Source organism: Flavobacterium sp. WV_118_3, assembly GCF_039778605.1.
Lineage (GTDB): Bacteria > Bacteroidota > Bacteroidia > Flavobacteriales > Flavobacteriaceae > Flavobacterium.
The window spans coordinates 1737238-1752374 of sequence record NZ_CP156060.1 but is presented as its reverse complement, the minus strand read 5'-3'; the positions used below and the strand labels follow the sequence as shown (position 1 = coordinate 1752374).

The window sequence follows — 15137 nt, the reverse complement described above, 5'->3', positions numbered from 1 at the left end:
ACCATCAAAAAATACCCTTATGCAATCAAAAGAAACCACTCCTGATGCTTATTTCGATTCGTTACCAGACGATCGTAAACCGGCGATGATCAAATTAAGAAACATCATAAAAGAGAGTCTTCCGGAAGGATTTCAGGAAGGGATGGGCTATGGCATGGTTGGCTATTCGGTTCCGCATACAACCTATCCGAATGGATACCATTGCGATCCGAAACAACCGCTTCCGTTTTTAGGTATGGCTTCTCAAAAGAATTTTATCGCCATTTACCATATGGGAATTTATGCCGATAAAGATTTATACGATTGGTTTGTTGGAGAATATCCCAAACATGTAAAAACCAAATTGGATATGGGAAAAAGTTGTATCCGTTTTAAAAAAATGGAGACCATTCCATATGAACTATTAGGAGAACTTTTTACCAAGATGACGGTGGAAGACTGGATTACGCGCTATGAAACGATGCTGAAACGCTAACTTTTTCGTTTCGTTAATTTTATCTAAAAATCCGGATTACCTTACTTTTTTGCAGTACTTTAGTTCACTTTTAAAAACTAAAAATGAAAATTGCTATAGTATGTTATCCTACCTTTGGAGGTAGTGGTGTAGTGGCAACCGAGTTGGGTTTGGAGCTCGCCAGGAGAGGTCACGAAATTCATTTTATAACGTATAGTCAGCCGGTTCGATTGGCCTTGCTGAATCCTAATATCCATTATCACGAAGTACACGTACCGGAATATCCCTTGTTTCATTACCAACCGTACGAACTGGCCTTGTCCAGTAAGTTGGTCGACATGGTAAAACTGCATAAGATTGAACTATTACACGTACATTATGCCATCCCGCATGCTTATGCCGGTTATATGGCTAAAAAGATGCTGGAAGACGAAGGAATCCGTATCCCGATGGTGACTACCTTACACGGAACGGACATTACGCTGGTTGGAAACCATCCGTTTTACAAACCGGCCGTATGTTTCAGTATCAATAAATCCGATGTGGTGACTTCGGTTTCGGAAAGTTTACGAGATGAAACTTACCGACTTTTTGATATCAAAAAAGAAATTATGGTGATTCCGAATTTTATCGAAATTGATAAAAACAGAATCGATGAAAATTCCCCTTGCCATCGTTCGTTAATGGCGACCAAAGAAGAAAAAATTATTACCCATATCAGTAACTTTCGAAAAGTGAAACGCATCCCGGATGTGGTGAAAATTTTCAACGAGATTCAAAAAGAAATCCCATCTAAGTTAATGATGGTTGGCGACGGACCGGAAAAAGAAGTGGCCGAAAAATTATGCGAAGACCTGGGAATTACCGACAAAGTGATTTTCTTTGGAAACAGCAGTGAAATCGATAAGATCTTATGTTATTCCGATTTGTTCCTGTTACCGTCGGAAACCGAAAGTTTTGGTCTCGCGGCGTTAGAAGCAATGGCTTGTGGTGTACCAATTATCTCAAGTAATTCGGGCGGATTACCGGAAGTAAACAAAGACGGTTATTCGGGTTACCTGAGCGATGTTGGGAATGTACAGGAAATGGCTGCCAATGCGATAAAAATCTTATCAGACGACGAGAAGCTACTGACTTTTAAAAAGAATGCGCTCGAAGCGTCCAAGGAGTTTGATATTATGAATATTCTCCCGCTTTACGAAAATCTGTATCGCAAAGCACTGGAAGATTTTGCATAAATAAATCAGAAAAATAAAAAAGGGTTGTCATTGACAGCCCTTTTTTATTTTTAGAAACGGTAACGAATACCTAATGCGATATCCGGACCGAAGTTATCACCTCTGTAATCGTCGTTAAAGTATAGCTCCGGACGGAAGTCTAATGAAATCTGTAACGGAATGTCGAATACATACTCGATACCGATATCACCGGCAGCAAATACAAAAGTACCGCTGTCTTTTACATCTACATGGTAGTCATTTTCATAACTCCAGCTTCCGATTCCTCCACCAACACCGGCATACCAGTTAAAGCCACCGTCGATGTTCCAAACCCACTGGTACAAACCGCTAAGTTTGAAGGCATCTACATGCTTGCTGTTTCTCCATCCAAGGTCGACTTCCAAACGGTTATTTTTAGAAAGACCTCGCTGATAGGAGATCTCACCACCAAAACCATCGTTGTCGCCTAAACGCAGACCTAAAGCATTTTTAGAAATTTCCTGTGCTTGTGTGCCAAATGCTAATCCCATTAACATGAAGGCAGATAAAAATAGTTTCTTCATATAAAAAATTTTAACAATATAACCCTGCTGTTTGGTTATTATTATAATTGTCGGCTTTATTTTAACAAACAATTTTATTGTATGGCAGGGTAACTTTTTTTAATTAATATGATAATCATCTAAGAATTCCTGTTGCGTCTGATTGCCTGAACTCGGTATTGGTAAAGGGATTCCGGCTGGAATACCACTACTCAATGCATACTGTAAATTGGTATTGGTATGCACCACACCGATGTCTTTGGCGAAATACTGCGTAGAAACAAGAACGTCTTGTGAAGGTAAGACTACAAAAGGTATGCCAAAATAAACGGTTGAGACCTGTAAATTTATGATTGTGTTAACAGCTTTTACATTGGTATAGGGATCACCGTTAGGTGAAGTATAGTTTGGGAGCGTGGCTCCGGCGATGCTAGTGACCTTATATTGAATGGTTAACGGTAAATCCTGAACGGTTTGTTGTAAGGTTCCGGTAACGTTTCCTAATGCTTGTCCGGCGGTAGCATTTTCTTTAAAAATAATAAAATTATTTAGGCTAATCGCGATAGGGAGTCCGGTAAAAGCTTCCAGATCGAAGGTTCCGGAAGCTAATATTTGGTCGCCGGATTTACGAATTCCGTTTTTATTTAAAGAATTGGAATAAAATCCAACTGGAAAATCTTTGGCTTTGCATTTTTTATGAGGTGTACTGGCAATCAGTGTGTCGTTTGCGATATAAAGGGAATCCCGCATGGTATCGACGGTATACGTCCAGTAATTATTGGTCGATAGTGGAAAATAATCAGAATTGGAAGGTGTACTACCCGTTGTTGATTCTTCAGTAGAGGAAGAACAGGAGCAAAGTAGCAAAACACCCAAAAGGGCCGGGATGTATCTTAAAATCATTTAGTAAAATCTTTTAGCTAATGTACTAAAAAATGTTAAAATATTAACCTTTCATTAGTATTTTTAAAGATAATAATTCCTGGCTTAATTGGGTTTCCTGTTCAAAATAATCATCCTCTTCTTCGGCTTGTGCCGCTTCCGGAGAATACTGATACAGTTTCCATCTTTTTTTATTGTATTCCAGCGCGGTCAGATTTTCAATCCAGTCACCGGAATTCAGATAGAGTGTTTTTCCTTTTTTGTTTTCTTTTTCGACAATTTTAGGCTCGTGGATATGACCACATATCACATAATCATAATTTTTTTCGATGGCCAGATCAGTTGCAGTCGTTTCGAAATCGGAGATAAATTTAACGGCTTTTTTGACACTGCTTTTGATCTTTTTTGATAAGGAATACGGTTCTTTTCCCATTTTTATCAGACACCAGTTGATAAAACGGTTTAGCAAAATCAGATAATCGTAGCCAATACCGCCTAGTTTCGCGATCCATTTGGCATGATGTACGGAATTATCAAAAATATCACCGTGAAAAATCCAGGCTTTTTTATCGTGTAAATCCAAAACCAGTTTGTCGACTATGGAAAAATTCCCCATTGTGGTATCGCTAAACTTCCGTAACATCTCGTCGTGGTTGCCGGTGATATAATAAACCCGCGTCCCTTTGGAGGAAAAATCCAGTAATTTTTTTACAACTTTAAGGTGGGATTTTGGGAAATAGGATTTTCGAAACTGCCAGATATCGATAATATCACCATTCAATATTAGTGTTTTGGGCTTGATCGTGTTCAGGTATTTCAGTAATTCTTTTGCATGACAGCCATAAGTACCTAAATGTACATCGGAGATAACAACAATATCAACGCTTCTCTTTTTCAAGGAATTGAAATTTAAGTTTAACAAATAAACCCTTTTGTTGTTATTAAAAATTTAATGAAACATTAAATAATTATTAGTTCTTTACGAAAAGTTTAGTATTGCTGTGCGATCAGAAAAGTTTATTTTTGTATAAAAATACGCGTTATGGCAGGAAATACATACGGAACATTATTCAGAATAACTACATTCGGGGAATCGCATGGAGAAGCTTTAGGAGGAATTATTGACGGATGCCCGGCTGGGATTGCTTTGGATTTTGAAGCCATTCAAAAAGAAATGCAACGCCGTAAACCGGGACAATCGGCTATTGTAACCCAACGAAAAGAGGAAGATGCCGTACAATTCTTATCGGGAATTTTCGAAGGAAAAACAACCGGAACACCAATCGGTTTTATTGTACCGAATACGAATCAGAAATCAGACGATTATTCCCATATAAAGGACACGTATCGTCCGAGTCATGCCGATTATGTATACGAACAAAAATATGGCATCCGCGATTATCGTGGCGGCGGACGTAGTTCAGCTCGTGAAACAGCGAGTCGGGTAGTAGCCGGAGCGATCGCCAAACAAGCCATGCCGGAAATTAAAATCAATGCATTCGTATCGTCTGTTGGCGATATTTTTATTGATAAGCCGTATCAGGCGCTGGATTTTTCATTAACAGAAAGTAATGCGGTACGTTGCCCGGATCAGGCGACGGCCGAAAAAATGGAAGCGTATATTAAAGAAATCCGAAAAGAAGGAGATACTGTTGGTGGTACTGTTACCTGTGTAATTCAAAATGTACCGATCGGTTTGGGCGAGCCGGTATTCGACAAACTGCATGCCGAACTGGGAAAAGCGATGTTATCGATTAATGCGGTAAAAGGGTTTGAATATGGTAGTGGTTTTTGTGGTGCCAAAATGAAAGGAAGCGAGCATAACGACCTGTATAATTCGGATGGAACCACTAAAAGCAACCTTTCCGGAGGGATTCAGGGAGGAATTAGTAATGGGATGGATATTTACTTTCGGGTAGCCTTTAAGCCGGTGGCTACGATTATGCAAAAGCAGGAAGTTCTTGATAATAAAGGAAATATAACCGAACAGCAGGGTAAGGGACGTCACGATCCTTGTGTAGTACCGCGTGCGGTACCAATTGTCGAAGCTATGGCTGCAATTGTCCTATTAGATTTTTTCCTTAGGAAGTGAAAAATTAGTAAAAAAAATGAATTTTCTTTAAAACCTTAAGTTAATATTAAGGTTTTTTTGTGTGTGTTAACGGAAGGTTGTATTTATTTTGAATTAACATTTGTGTTGTTTTTTCCTTAAAATTTAATGGTTAATTTTACTTTTAGTAATACAAAACCAATTATAATGAAAAAAACATTACTTTGTTTATGCCTTGTGTTGGCATCAATAAACACAACTTTCGCACAATCGGTAACGGTTCCTTTTAACAATATGGCAATCGAAAGCTTTATGTTTTATAAGCTTAATGAGCCGGGAGAATTCACCGGGACGCTAAACAGTGTTACGATGAATGCTATCCTTAACGATTCTGCCATGGAAACGTATGCGAGTGATCTTACAGTATATGTTACGGCTAATGGCGATATTAATTCATTGGGATTATTGCAAATTGGAGGGTACGACGATTTATATGCAGACCAGAGCTATTTCTGGGATGATGGTGATTCGGACGAGCCAGGAACTCCTGTAACAGGAACAATTGTATTGGATACACCGCTTAGTTTCGACGGAACAACGTATACCGTTTGGTTAGGTCATGGTTACGATGGAGAAGGAGCAGCAGGTATCTGGACCGGAACGTTAACGTTAAACGGTCTTACAGAAGTAACGGCTTCTGCTAACGATTTTTCAAAAGCGAAATTTACAGTATTCCCGAATCCGGTTCATGATGTAGTAACGGTTGCAAACGATGCCAACGTTATGGTGAACCAGATTGCAATCAACGATATCAATGGAAGAACGGTAAAAACTGTAAAATTTGATGCAGTTTCGGAAGCTCAGGTTAATATTGCCGATTTAAATTCCGGAATTTATTTTATGAATATCACAACAGATAAAGGTGTGACAACTGAAAAGATTGTCAAAAAATAATAATTATTTTTTCTGATTTGTATTTGTAAGAGCGGGATAGCGATGCTAGTCCCGCTCTTTTTTCTTTTTATTGCTGTTCATCATCAGGAAAATAGATGCGACTAATGAAAAGATGACGAACGAAAAGATACCAATCATAATAAAGGCACCGACGGACCAGGAATACAGGGAAATAAAAAGCTTTGCCATTTTTAAGTGATTTAGTTACCCAAATCTAACTTTAAATTAGCGGTAAAATGATGATAATTATCAGGTTATAAAAATTTAGCCTTAATTTCCGGACTCGGTAACATGCACTGGTCTTTTTTACCGTACCATTTATAGCGGTTTTTAGCCACGTAATCGTAAACGGCATTCGAAATCGGTTTGGGAAGCCAGCTAAACAAACCAAATAGTGAATAAATGCCACCGATGGTTTTGGCAATCGAAATCGCAGCATCGGCTTTATAATGATAAGCTATTCCGGGTTCATACAGAATAATACTGTCGGTTTTGGAGGTATCGACACCGATATGGCGAATCACCTGCTGTCCCAGTTCCGATTGCAACGGCAGAAAACGAAAGATGTCTTTTTTGTCGTGTTTAATGATAAACTGTACCGAACGATCACACAAGTTGCAGAAACCGTCAAAAAGCACGATCTTTTTGTCTTGGGGTAAACCTTTCATATTCTATTTTTTGCGTTCGACCAGTTCCAGATTATCCAGAGCAACTTTGGATGTGAAAATACCATAATTGACCGTCGCTTTATTCTTTTCGATGGTATCAATGCTTCCTACGGCTTTACCGTCGATCATACGAACGCGGTCGCCCACTTTTAATGGAATTTTAGGTTTGTTGCTTTCTTCCTGAATGGCTTTTATTTTCTTTTCCTTTTTCTCTTTTCGGATCACTTCAACCTTTTCCTTAACCTCTTCGATAATTTCTTTCTGAACCGCTTCTTTGGCTTTTTTCTCCTTAACCGTAATTTTTTTACGCTTGGAGTTTTCGATCTCTACCATTTTCAGGAATTCACCGATAAGTTCTTTTTTATTTTTGTTATTAAAGTACTTTTCGGAAATATCGTCCATTTTCTGACCCATATAGATCAAACGTTGGTTGGAATCATACAATTCCTGATAGCTTTCCAGTTTTTGCTGAATTTTCGTATTGATGCCTTCCATTTTTCGGCTTTCCTCGCGCGCCCGGGTTTCTTCCTCTTTTAGGTTTTGAGAAGTTTTTTCCAGTCGGGAACGCTCTTTTTGCAGGTTGGCAATCGTCTTGTCAAAGCGGACTTTATCACCTTCGACTTTCTTTTTTGCGCGATTGATCAAACCATATGGAATGCCGTTTTTCTGCGCCACTTCAAACGTAAAGGAACTACCGGCCTGACCCAGGTGTAATTTATACATCGGTTCCAGCGATTTTTCGTCGAATAACATATTTGCATTGGTGGCAAAAGGCAGTTCATTTGCGAGTATTTTCAGATTGGTGTAATGCGTGGTAATAATACCAAAGGCTTCACGGTGGTAGAATTCTTCCAGAAAAGTTTCGGCCAAAGCACCACCAAGCTCCGGATCGGAACCGGTTCCGAATTCATCGATCAGGAATAAGGTTTTGGCGTTACACTTTTTTAGAAAGTAATTCATATTCTTCAACCGGTAACTATACGTACTCAAATGGTTTTCGATGGATTGGTTGTCGCCAATATCGGTCAGAATACGGTCAAATAAAAACGTTTCACTGCGTTCGTGTACCGGAATCAGGATACCGCTTTGTAACATCAATTGCAATAATCCGATCGTTTTAAGGGTAATACTTTTTCCGCCGGCATTGGGTCCGGAAATGACAATAATCCGGTTTTCCTGCGTCAATTCGATTGTTTGCGGATAGGTTGGCGCATTTTTCTGTTTGTTATTCAGATACAGAATCGGATGGAAAGCCTCGCGGAAATACAGTTTTTTCTCTGTTGTTATTTTCGGAAGCAAACCATTGATTTTATAGGCATATTTTGCCTTCGCCGCGACCACGTCGATAGCGCTCAAAAAATCCTGATAGTCTTTTAAAAGCTGAATATACGGGCGGATGGCATTGGTTAGCTGTTTTAAAATCCGGGTAATTTCTTCGCGTTCTTCATATTCCAGATTGCTTAGTTCCCGCGAATAACGCAAGGTGGCTTCCGGTTCGATATAGGCGATACTTCCGGTTTTGGAGCTTCCCAGTATGGTTCCTTTAACTTTACGACGGTACATGGCCAATACGGCCAAAACGCGACGGTTATCCACAATCGTTTCCCGAATGTCATCCAGATAGCCCATGCTATTGTAGCTGGACAAAGCTGCGCCAAAACTCTGATTGATTTTTCCGCGAACCAGATTTATATTACGACGAATTTCGACTAAATCCGGAGAGGCATTGTCCTTAATTTCGCCGTATTTGTCGACTACCTCATCAATTTTCTGGATAATGAATTTCGTCAGTTCGACCTCCGATGCCCGAAGGTTTAATTTCGGATAATAATCGTCGAATTTTCGGAAAAACTGAATCAGCGTATTGGAAGTGTCGGAAAGCGCACTAATCTTTCGAAAGCCGCTCAACTCCAGAAAACTATCTTCAATAGCCAGGTATTTTATTTCGTGGTGAATCGCATCAAAATAGTGATTCGGGATTACATTATTATTGGTAAAAGAAGCAACGTATTCGGATGTTTGCAATAGCGAATCCATTAGCGTTTCCTCAGTTTTGAAAGGGATAATCTCAAGCGCCTTCTGTTTTCCGGTTTCGGTATTACACAAGTCCGAAATGGTTTCCAGTATGGTTTTAAATTCTAAATCCTGTAGGGTTTTATCGGTAATTGAAATCATTTTTTTAAATTGAATTGCAAATTTACAAAGAAGATGCGGTATCGTTAAAGCTAAAAGTTAGCTAAAAGTGTTATTTTTGGTAAAAAATTATAAAATGCAAGTAAATATACATCCTTCCTGGGAAAACGTACTATCTGCCGAATTTGAAAAACCGTATTTTGACAAATTAATTCATTTTGTAAAAACGGAATATGCCCAAACCTGTTGTTATCCAAAAGGGAGTCATATTTTTGCTGCATTCGATCGTTGCCCGTTCGACCAGGTTAAAGTTGTGATCATTGGACAGGATCCATACCATGGCGCCAATCAGGCCAATGGTTTGTGTTTCTCGGTAAACGATGGTATTGCTTTTCCACCGTCATTACTCAATATTTTTAAAGAAATCGAAACCGATCTTGGAATTCCGTTTCCAAAAAGCGGTAATCTCGAACGTTGGGCCGATCAGGGCGTATTGTTGTTAAACGCTACGTTAACTGTTCGGGAAAGCATGGCCGGTAGTCATCAAAACCAGGGTTGGGAAACGTTTACCGATGCTGTGATTCAAAAAGTTTCCGACGAAAAACAGGACGTAGTCTTTTTACTTTGGGGTGGTTTTGCCAGAAAAAAAGGTGCTAAAATCGACAGAAGTCGTCATTTTGTATTGGAAACCGGACATCCGTCGCCATTAAGTGCCAATCGCGGACTATGGTTTGGAAACAAACATTTTAGTAAAGCGAATGCGTTTTTACAGCAGAAAGGCAAACCGGAAATCAACTGGTAATTAGTAAAACGTTAATTCCCCTAAAATTTCTTCCGACATAAACGGACCGCCGGGATACTTGGCGGTATAATCCAGATTGAGCCAGATTTGACCGCGTTCGTCGATATGATAATTGATTTCTTTTCCTCTGCTTTCGTCTTTAAACAACACTTCCTTGATCAGGTAAATTACATTTTCAAGGTCGGCTTTGGTTCCAATTAACATTTCCGGATACAAATGACCACCGGTATGGATAATTCGCGGGGTACCGCCTATAGCGCGGATCAATGCGGCCATCAAAATTGCATGATCATCACAATCGCCCGAAAAGTGTTGTAACGACTCACTGGCCGAAGCGATATATTCCCGTCCTTTCGGATCGTTGACATAATTCCAACGTTTTTTGACCTCTGCAAAAACCGCAAAACACTGAATTGTCTGACGGTATTCACGGAATCCTTTCACATCCTGGAAATGTAACGTAGTGGCTTTTAAGGCAAAATTCCGAACCTTCGGATTGGTATAATCCACCGCGTCGATAATCTTGGATTTATTCGGAAACGGAAGCAGTTTGGCTATGATAATATCCTGTGGATTAGCGTCGTCCGACATGGTATAGATCATGGCCCGATAATCTTCAAAAACCGAATTAAAACCGTAGCCACCAAACAAGGTTCCCCAGATCAATGCCAGTAAATACAGAAAAATACAAATAATGATCACCGTTTTAAGCATCCGTAATACCAATTGAATGACCAGTAGTATGACAATAAAAAGCAATACCCGATCGATATGTAAAAACCATTCCGGGTCGATAATATTCTGATGAACAATAATAAATATCGGAATAGTGATCAGTATATTCAGGAAAAAAATGACAACATTGTCCCAAGGCTTTGGCAAAGAAAGCTTTTCTTTTATTTTTTGGATCTTGTTTTTTTCGGACAAAGTCATTTTTTAGCGATGGCTTGTAAATACTTATTTTATGACGGATTCATAAGCAGCTTTGGTTTCGATTATTTTTAAATCGAATAATTGATTTTGAATTTTTTCAAAGGTTTTTTTATCCGGTTTTTTTTGCGACCAACGCGTTAGCTGTAGCCATTCCTGTATATCTTCCGTTTTTTGATTAAAACGACTGGCCAGTGTTCGGTCGATACTCGGAATTTCTTTAAACTCGCGGGTGGTGGTATTGATAATTTCCAGGATTTGATCAATCACATGTTTGTTGGTTGCCAATACGTCATTGCGAACGGCAATCACAAACGACGGCCATGGCGTAGGGCAATCCCCCAGATGACGGAACGTACCGTTATCCACCAATGGTTTGGTCATAAAACGTTCCCACATAAAATAATCGGCTGTTCCATTGGTAAGTGCTGTAACGGCACCGTCTATAGTGTTTACGATTTCAAAAGGAAGGTTCTGCGTATCCCAGCCTTCGTTTTTAGCATTGACGATCGACATTAGTTGTGAACCCGATCCGATCCGGCTGATTGCCACTTTTTTACCCTTCAGATCGCTCAGTTTTTGATAAGCCGATTGCGCGCCTACATGGATACCCCATAACAAAGGTGATTGTACATAAAGCTGTACAATACTACTTGGGTTACCATTCGAAATATCTTTTAGTATGCCTTCGGTTAAAATAATAGCGATATCGGTTTCGTTATCGCGGAGCATCTGACACATTTTTCCGGTTCCTTCGGGTACATCAGTCCATTGTAAATCGATGTCCACCTCGTTAAATTCGCCGTTTTCAATGCATAAATGCCAGGGTAAATTAAAGTGCTCGGGTACTCCTGCAATTCGAATTGTTTTCATGTGAAAAAATTAATTGCTAAGATAGTAAGAGTAAATAAATTTTTGCGATAAGAAGGGGTTAAAAATAAACATTCCCCGTATAATAACTTAGAAATTACTATCGGGGAAGTTTTCGCAAATAAACAAAGAAAACAACACAAATGTTACCTTACCCTTCGCAGGTTACAAGGCAATTTTGTTTCATGGTGCCTGTTTCCAGGTATCGTGTATGAAAGTTAAACGCTTCTTCCAGTATATGTGGCGTATGCCCGCCGCGTTCAGAGGCTCTGTTGTAGTAATCCTGTAATTGTTCGCGGTATTCGGGATGGGCACAATTTTCGATGATCACTTTGGCGCGTTCCCGTGGTGCCAGTCCGCGTAGATCGGCCAGACCTTGTTCGGTTACCAGAATGTCCACGTCGTGTTCCGTATGGTCGGTATGGGATACCATTGGCAATACATGGGAAATAGCGTTTCCGTCTTTTGAAGCCGACTGTGTTACGAAAATACTCAGGTAGGCATTACGGGCAAAATCACCCGAACCACCAATACCATTCATCATCTTCGTTCCGGAAATATGCGTCGAATTGACATTACCATAAATATCAAATTCAATAGCCGTATTGATTCCGATAATACCCAGGCGACGGATCACTTCTGCGGAATTACTGATATTCTGCGGACGAAGGACAATTTTGTCTTTATATTGATCAAAATTGGCTAAAATGTGTTGGTAACAGGATTCCGAAACGGTAATAGATGAAGCCGAAGCAAACGTCATTTTGCCGGTATCCATTAGTTCGAAAGTACTGTCCTGTAGTACTTCGGAATACATCACCAGATTTTCAAAATCACCTTTAGCCAACCCCGACAATACCGCATTGGCCACCTTACCGATACCGGCCTGTAATGGCATCAAAGATTTTGTTAAACGCCCGCTTTGTATCTCTTTTTCAAAAAAGGTCAGTAAATGGTTGGCAATGGCCGTGGTTTTGGCATCCGGAGCGGTGGTTTGCGCCGGACTATCCGGGATTTCGGTAAAAACGATTCCGGCCACTTTATCCGGGTCAATACGGATAACATCGGAACCAATGCGATCGTCGGAAGCCGTAATGTTGATCACATCACGGTTAGGATAGTGGTTTGGAATAAAAATATCGTGTATTCCTTTAAATTCAAATGGAATAGAGGTGTTGATTTCAATAATGATTTTGTCGGCCAGATGGGCAAAAGTAGCCGAGTTTCCAACGGAAGTTGTTGGGATTATATGCCCGTTGGTGTCAATATACGTGGCTTCTATAATCGCAAAATCCAATTGGGGAAGGTGTTTGTTTTCCAGTAATTCGGCCGTTTCGCTAAGATGCTGATCAATAAATAGAATTTCTCCGTTGTTGATTTTTCCCCGCATAACCGGATCGACCTGGAAGGGCATTCGTTTGTACAATGCATTAGTTCTGGCCAGATCGGCATCGGTAGTATGACCAAGGGAAGCACCGGTAATCAGGGTAATCCCGATATCCTCATGTTCGGCGCGCAACGCAAAAGCCGGTAAAACCGCTTTACTGTCGCCCGCTTTTGTGAATCCACTGGAACCGACTACCATTTTATCTTTAAAAAAAGCAGCGGCCTGGTGGGCGGAAATCACTTTGTCTTTGTATTTTTGAAATTGAATTCTTTCTGGGTTCATAAAATGATTTTTTGATAAAAAATTAAACCAAAAAATAAAGTTTTAATAACAAAAGCATTTACTTGTTTTTATTCTTATTGGTTTAGTTTACAATTTTAAAGAAATAATCCAGTAGCGAATTATCGTAATAAGCCAAAAAAATATTCATTTCAGACAGCATGGAAAAGGAAAATCTAAAGGTAGAGAAGTATTATACCAAGGATGTAGACACGGATAAGAACAGTATTTATTGTCATCACGACCTGATGGGCGAATTATTGATTCCGACGCATAAACACGAAAAAGCACAGCTGTTGTATACCGAAGGCGGATTGGTATATGTGACTACCGAAACCAAAACCTACTTTCTGCCGGCGCGCCATTTTATGTGGATTCCGGATACTATCAAACACAGTATCCATCCGAGTTCGGAAAATGTAATGATGCGAAACCTGTATTTTCCGGTCGACAAAAACGAACATTCCTTTTATAATAATGAAGGGATTTATCCGGTTAACGATTTGTTATTGCAAATGATGTTGTTTACCAACCGTTGGAATGGCAATCTAAAAAAAGGAAGCCGTAATTATTTTATTGCAAGAGCCATTAAGGCGATCTTACCGGAGATTTGCGAAACCAACCTGCCATTAGCATTACCGATTGCCAAAGACAAACGGCTATTAAAAGTGATCACCTATCTGGATGAGCATCTTGATGAAACCATTTTCTTTTCCACATTGGCCGAAAAATTCGGATTTAGCGAACGTTCGTTATACCGTTTGTTTCAAAAAGATATGGGCATGTCGTTTATTCAGTTTTTTACCATCCGAAGAATGCTAAAAGCGATCGAATTACTGTTGGAAAAACGATTGCCGGTTAGTGAAGTCGCTGTAGCCGTAGGCTATAATAGTATTCCGACCTTTAGTAATACGTTTTATAAATTGTTAGGACAACGCCCGTCGGATTATTTGAATGGTGTGGAGATTCTAAAAAAAAATCAGCAGGTTTAGCTGCCGATTTTATTATTTTGAAACTCGAACCAGATGGTTTCGACTCCGTCATCCAGAAAAGATTCCGTATGTGCGGGTTGCAGTTTTTGTAATATCGTATTAGAGCCGATATTTCCCTTTTCGACAGAAGCATATACTTTTTCCAGTTTCATAACCGAAAAAGCGTACTCCAAACAGGCGCTGGCGGCTTCAAAACCATAACCTTTTCGCCAATGCTCCTGAACCAATCGGTAACCAAGATCGTAAAAATTCCGGTGACCATTCACTTCTTCTGTGTTGATCAATTTAAGACCGGTCCAACCGATAAACTCATTCGAATCCTTTAATACCATCGCCCAACGCCCAATACCATTCGTTTCATATTGTTTTCGAATAAAGGAAATGGCATTTTGTGCCTCTTCTAAGGTTGTGATAGGCGATTTTCCCAGGTATTCATGAACAGCAGGATTGGAATCCAATCGGAAAATACCTGCGGCATCATCGGGCTGTAATTCCCGGATGATCAGTCTGTCGGTGGTGATAATGGGTTTCATTTTCTGATTTCGATTAAGTGATGTTGCAAATGATGAATATAATCGGTCATTAAAAAGCGTAAATCCGAGGTCGTTTTATCTGGTAAAAGCAAGGATAACGCTAAGGTTTCTGCTGTCTGACATTGCATGACAAAAGCAATCTGTCGGTTTAAGGTCAGCCATAGTAACAAAAGCTCAGTGCTTTCGCGCTGCTGGTACTGATTGGCTTTAACCTGTTCATTTTGATTATACGGACGAACCGAATACGGACTTTCAGCGTACTGAATTTCCGTAAAACGTTCCAGATTATAACGTGCTGAATCGATCAAGTGACCCAGTAGCTCTTTTTTAGACCAAATGGACTCCGCTGATTTTACTTCAAAACCGGAGATATGTCCCTCGTGAAACTGACGTTCAAAAGCCGTGATTTCTGCGATAAGTTGCGAAGCCAGCGTATACATT

The 15137-nt window shown here is 39.8% G+C and carries 17 protein-coding genes; 6 read left to right on the top strand and 11 right to left on the bottom strand.

From position 1 onward, the window contains the following. The first annotated feature begins 19 nt into the window (after positions 1 to 19). A complete protein-coding gene (locus ABFU83_RS08165) occupies positions 20 to 475 on the top strand; it encodes a DUF1801 domain-containing protein (RefSeq protein WP_347070034.1) in 456 nt (151 codons plus the stop codon). Positions 476 to 558: 83 nt separating this feature from the next. Then, positions 559 to 1692: an N-acetyl-alpha-D-glucosaminyl L-malate synthase BshA gene (gene bshA, locus ABFU83_RS08160; RefSeq protein ID WP_347070033.1), complete on the top strand. Its 1134-nt coding sequence runs from the start codon at positions 559 to 561 to the stop codon at positions 1690 to 1692. A gap of 50 nt (positions 1693 to 1742) precedes the next feature. Here the strand turns inward: bshA and ABFU83_RS08155 are convergent, their stop codons facing one another. The 3 genes from ABFU83_RS08155 to ABFU83_RS08145 form a co-directional block, all read right to left on the bottom strand. Further along, a complete protein-coding gene (locus ABFU83_RS08155; RefSeq protein ID WP_136404179.1) occupies positions 1743 to 2237 on the bottom strand; it encodes a hypothetical protein in 495 nt (164 codons plus the stop codon). Positions 2238 to 2336: 99 nt separating this feature from the next. After that, positions 2337 to 3119, bottom strand: a complete 783-nt coding sequence (locus ABFU83_RS08150) for a hypothetical protein (RefSeq protein ID WP_347070032.1) — start codon at positions 3117 to 3119, stop codon at positions 2337 to 2339. Positions 3120 to 3162: 43 nt separating this feature from the next. Beyond that, complete coding sequence (locus ABFU83_RS08145; protein ID WP_347070031.1) at positions 3163 to 3996, bottom strand: UDP-2,3-diacylglucosamine diphosphatase; 834 nt, start codon at positions 3994 to 3996, stop codon at positions 3163 to 3165. A gap of 144 nt (positions 3997 to 4140) precedes the next feature. Between ABFU83_RS08145 and aroC the strand changes: the two genes are divergently transcribed. Next, entirely contained in the window at positions 4141 to 5190 is a 1050-nt protein-coding gene (aroC, locus tag ABFU83_RS08140) for a chorismate synthase (protein WP_347070030.1), read from the top strand. Positions 5191 to 5355: 165 nt separating this feature from the next. Next, positions 5356 to 6102 carry a T9SS type A sorting domain-containing protein gene (locus ABFU83_RS08135; protein WP_136404183.1) on the top strand — a complete coding sequence of 249 codons (747 nt, stop codon included), beginning with the start codon at positions 5356 to 5358 and terminating at the stop codon, positions 6100 to 6102. A gap of 45 nt (positions 6103 to 6147) precedes the next feature. Here the strand turns inward: ABFU83_RS08135 and ABFU83_RS08130 are convergent, their stop codons facing one another. The 3 genes from ABFU83_RS08130 to ABFU83_RS08120 form a co-directional block, all read right to left on the bottom strand. Beyond that, entirely contained in the window at positions 6148 to 6291 is a 144-nt protein-coding gene (locus tag ABFU83_RS08130) for a hypothetical protein (RefSeq protein WP_347070029.1), read from the bottom strand. Between the two features lie 65 nt (positions 6292 to 6356). Further along, positions 6357 to 6770: a thiol-disulfide oxidoreductase DCC family protein gene (locus tag ABFU83_RS08125; protein ID WP_347070028.1), complete on the bottom strand. Its 414-nt coding sequence runs from the start codon at positions 6768 to 6770 to the stop codon at positions 6357 to 6359. Between the two features lie 3 nt (positions 6771 to 6773). Next, positions 6774 to 8945 (bottom strand): DNA mismatch repair protein MutS, encoded by a 2172-nt coding sequence (locus tag ABFU83_RS08120; RefSeq protein ID WP_347070027.1) that lies wholly within the window; start codon positions 8943 to 8945, stop codon positions 6774 to 6776. A gap of 94 nt (positions 8946 to 9039) precedes the next feature. Here ABFU83_RS08120 and ung point away from each other — a divergent pair, with 94 nt between their 5' ends. Beyond that, a complete protein-coding gene (gene ung / locus ABFU83_RS08115) occupies positions 9040 to 9705 on the top strand; it encodes a uracil-DNA glycosylase (RefSeq protein WP_347070026.1) in 666 nt (221 codons plus the stop codon). On the opposite strand, the gene ABFU83_RS08110 is transcribed toward ung, so the two are convergent. From ABFU83_RS08110 to ABFU83_RS08100, 3 genes are all read right to left on the bottom strand, one after another. Next, positions 9706 to 10638 carry a transglutaminase domain-containing protein gene (locus ABFU83_RS08110; protein ID WP_347070025.1) on the bottom strand — a complete coding sequence of 311 codons (933 nt, stop codon included), beginning with the start codon at positions 10636 to 10638 and terminating at the stop codon, positions 9706 to 9708. 24 nt (positions 10639 to 10662) lie between these two features. Then, a complete protein-coding gene (locus tag ABFU83_RS08105; RefSeq protein ID WP_347070024.1) occupies positions 10663 to 11508 on the bottom strand; it encodes a substrate-binding domain-containing protein in 846 nt (281 codons plus the stop codon). A gap of 148 nt (positions 11509 to 11656) precedes the next feature. Beyond that, positions 11657 to 13174, bottom strand: a complete 1518-nt coding sequence (locus ABFU83_RS08100) for a succinate CoA transferase (protein ID WP_347070023.1) — start codon at positions 13172 to 13174, stop codon at positions 11657 to 11659. Positions 13175 to 13332: 158 nt separating this feature from the next. Between ABFU83_RS08100 and ABFU83_RS08095 the strand changes: the two genes are divergently transcribed. Next, a complete protein-coding gene (locus ABFU83_RS08095; protein WP_347070022.1) occupies positions 13333 to 14163 on the top strand; it encodes an AraC family transcriptional regulator in 831 nt (276 codons plus the stop codon). On the opposite strand, the gene ABFU83_RS08090 is transcribed toward ABFU83_RS08095, so the two are convergent. Together ABFU83_RS08090 and ABFU83_RS08085 are read right to left on the bottom strand one after the other, a co-directional pair. Next, complete coding sequence (locus ABFU83_RS08090) at positions 14160 to 14696, bottom strand: GNAT family N-acetyltransferase (protein ID WP_347070021.1); 537 nt, start codon at positions 14694 to 14696, stop codon at positions 14160 to 14162. The genes ABFU83_RS08095 and ABFU83_RS08090 overlap by 4 nt on opposite strands. Continuing rightward, positions 14693 to 15136 (bottom strand): DinB family protein, encoded by a 444-nt coding sequence (locus ABFU83_RS08085; RefSeq protein WP_347070020.1) that lies wholly within the window; start codon positions 15134 to 15136, stop codon positions 14693 to 14695. Before ABFU83_RS08085 ends, ABFU83_RS08090 begins: the two co-directional genes overlap by 4 nt. Between the last annotated feature and the right edge of the window lies 1 nt (position 15137).

Bases quoted from the DNA above. Each gene is read 5' to 3' on its own strand.
- ung (WP_347070026.1), top strand. From the start codon at position 9,040: ATGCAAGTAAATATACATCCTTCCTGGGAAAACGTACTATCTGCCGAA.
- ABFU83_RS08085 (WP_347070020.1), bottom strand. From the start codon at position 15,136: ATGTATACGCTGGCTTCGCAACTTATCGCAGAAATCACGGCTTTTGAA.
- ABFU83_RS08150 (WP_347070032.1), bottom strand. From the start codon at position 3,119: ATGATTTTAAGATACATCCCGGCCCTTTTGGGTGTTTTGCTACTTTGC.
- ABFU83_RS08095 (WP_347070022.1), top strand. From the start codon at position 13,333: ATGGAAAAGGAAAATCTAAAGGTAGAGAAGTATTATACCAAGGATGTA.
- ABFU83_RS08100 (WP_347070023.1), bottom strand. From the start codon at position 13,174: ATGAACCCAGAAAGAATTCAATTTCAAAAATACAAAGACAAAGTGATT.
- ABFU83_RS08120 (WP_347070027.1), bottom strand. From the start codon at position 8,945: ATGATTTCAATTACCGATAAAACCCTACAGGATTTAGAATTTAAAACC.
- bshA (WP_347070033.1), top strand. From the start codon at position 559: ATGAAAATTGCTATAGTATGTTATCCTACCTTTGGAGGTAGTGGTGTA.
- ABFU83_RS08105 (WP_347070024.1), bottom strand. From the start codon at position 11,508: ATGAAAACAATTCGAATTGCAGGAGTACCCGAGCACTTTAATTTACCC.
- aroC (WP_347070030.1), top strand. From the start codon at position 4,141: ATGGCAGGAAATACATACGGAACATTATTCAGAATAACTACATTCGGG.
- ABFU83_RS08155 (WP_136404179.1), bottom strand. From the start codon at position 2,237: ATGAAGAAACTATTTTTATCTGCCTTCATGTTAATGGGATTAGCATTT.
- ABFU83_RS08130 (WP_347070029.1), bottom strand. From the start codon at position 6,291: ATGGCAAAGCTTTTTATTTCCCTGTATTCCTGGTCCGTCGGTGCCTTT.
- ABFU83_RS08125 (WP_347070028.1), bottom strand. From the start codon at position 6,770: ATGAAAGGTTTACCCCAAGACAAAAAGATCGTGCTTTTTGACGGTTTC.
- ABFU83_RS08135 (WP_136404183.1), top strand. From the start codon at position 5,356: ATGAAAAAAACATTACTTTGTTTATGCCTTGTGTTGGCATCAATAAAC.
- ABFU83_RS08090 (WP_347070021.1), bottom strand. From the start codon at position 14,696: ATGAAACCCATTATCACCACCGACAGACTGATCATCCGGGAATTACAG.
- ABFU83_RS08110 (WP_347070025.1), bottom strand. From the start codon at position 10,638: ATGACTTTGTCCGAAAAAAACAAGATCCAAAAAATAAAAGAAAAGCTT.
- ABFU83_RS08165 (WP_347070034.1), top strand. From the start codon at position 20: ATGCAATCAAAAGAAACCACTCCTGATGCTTATTTCGATTCGTTACCA.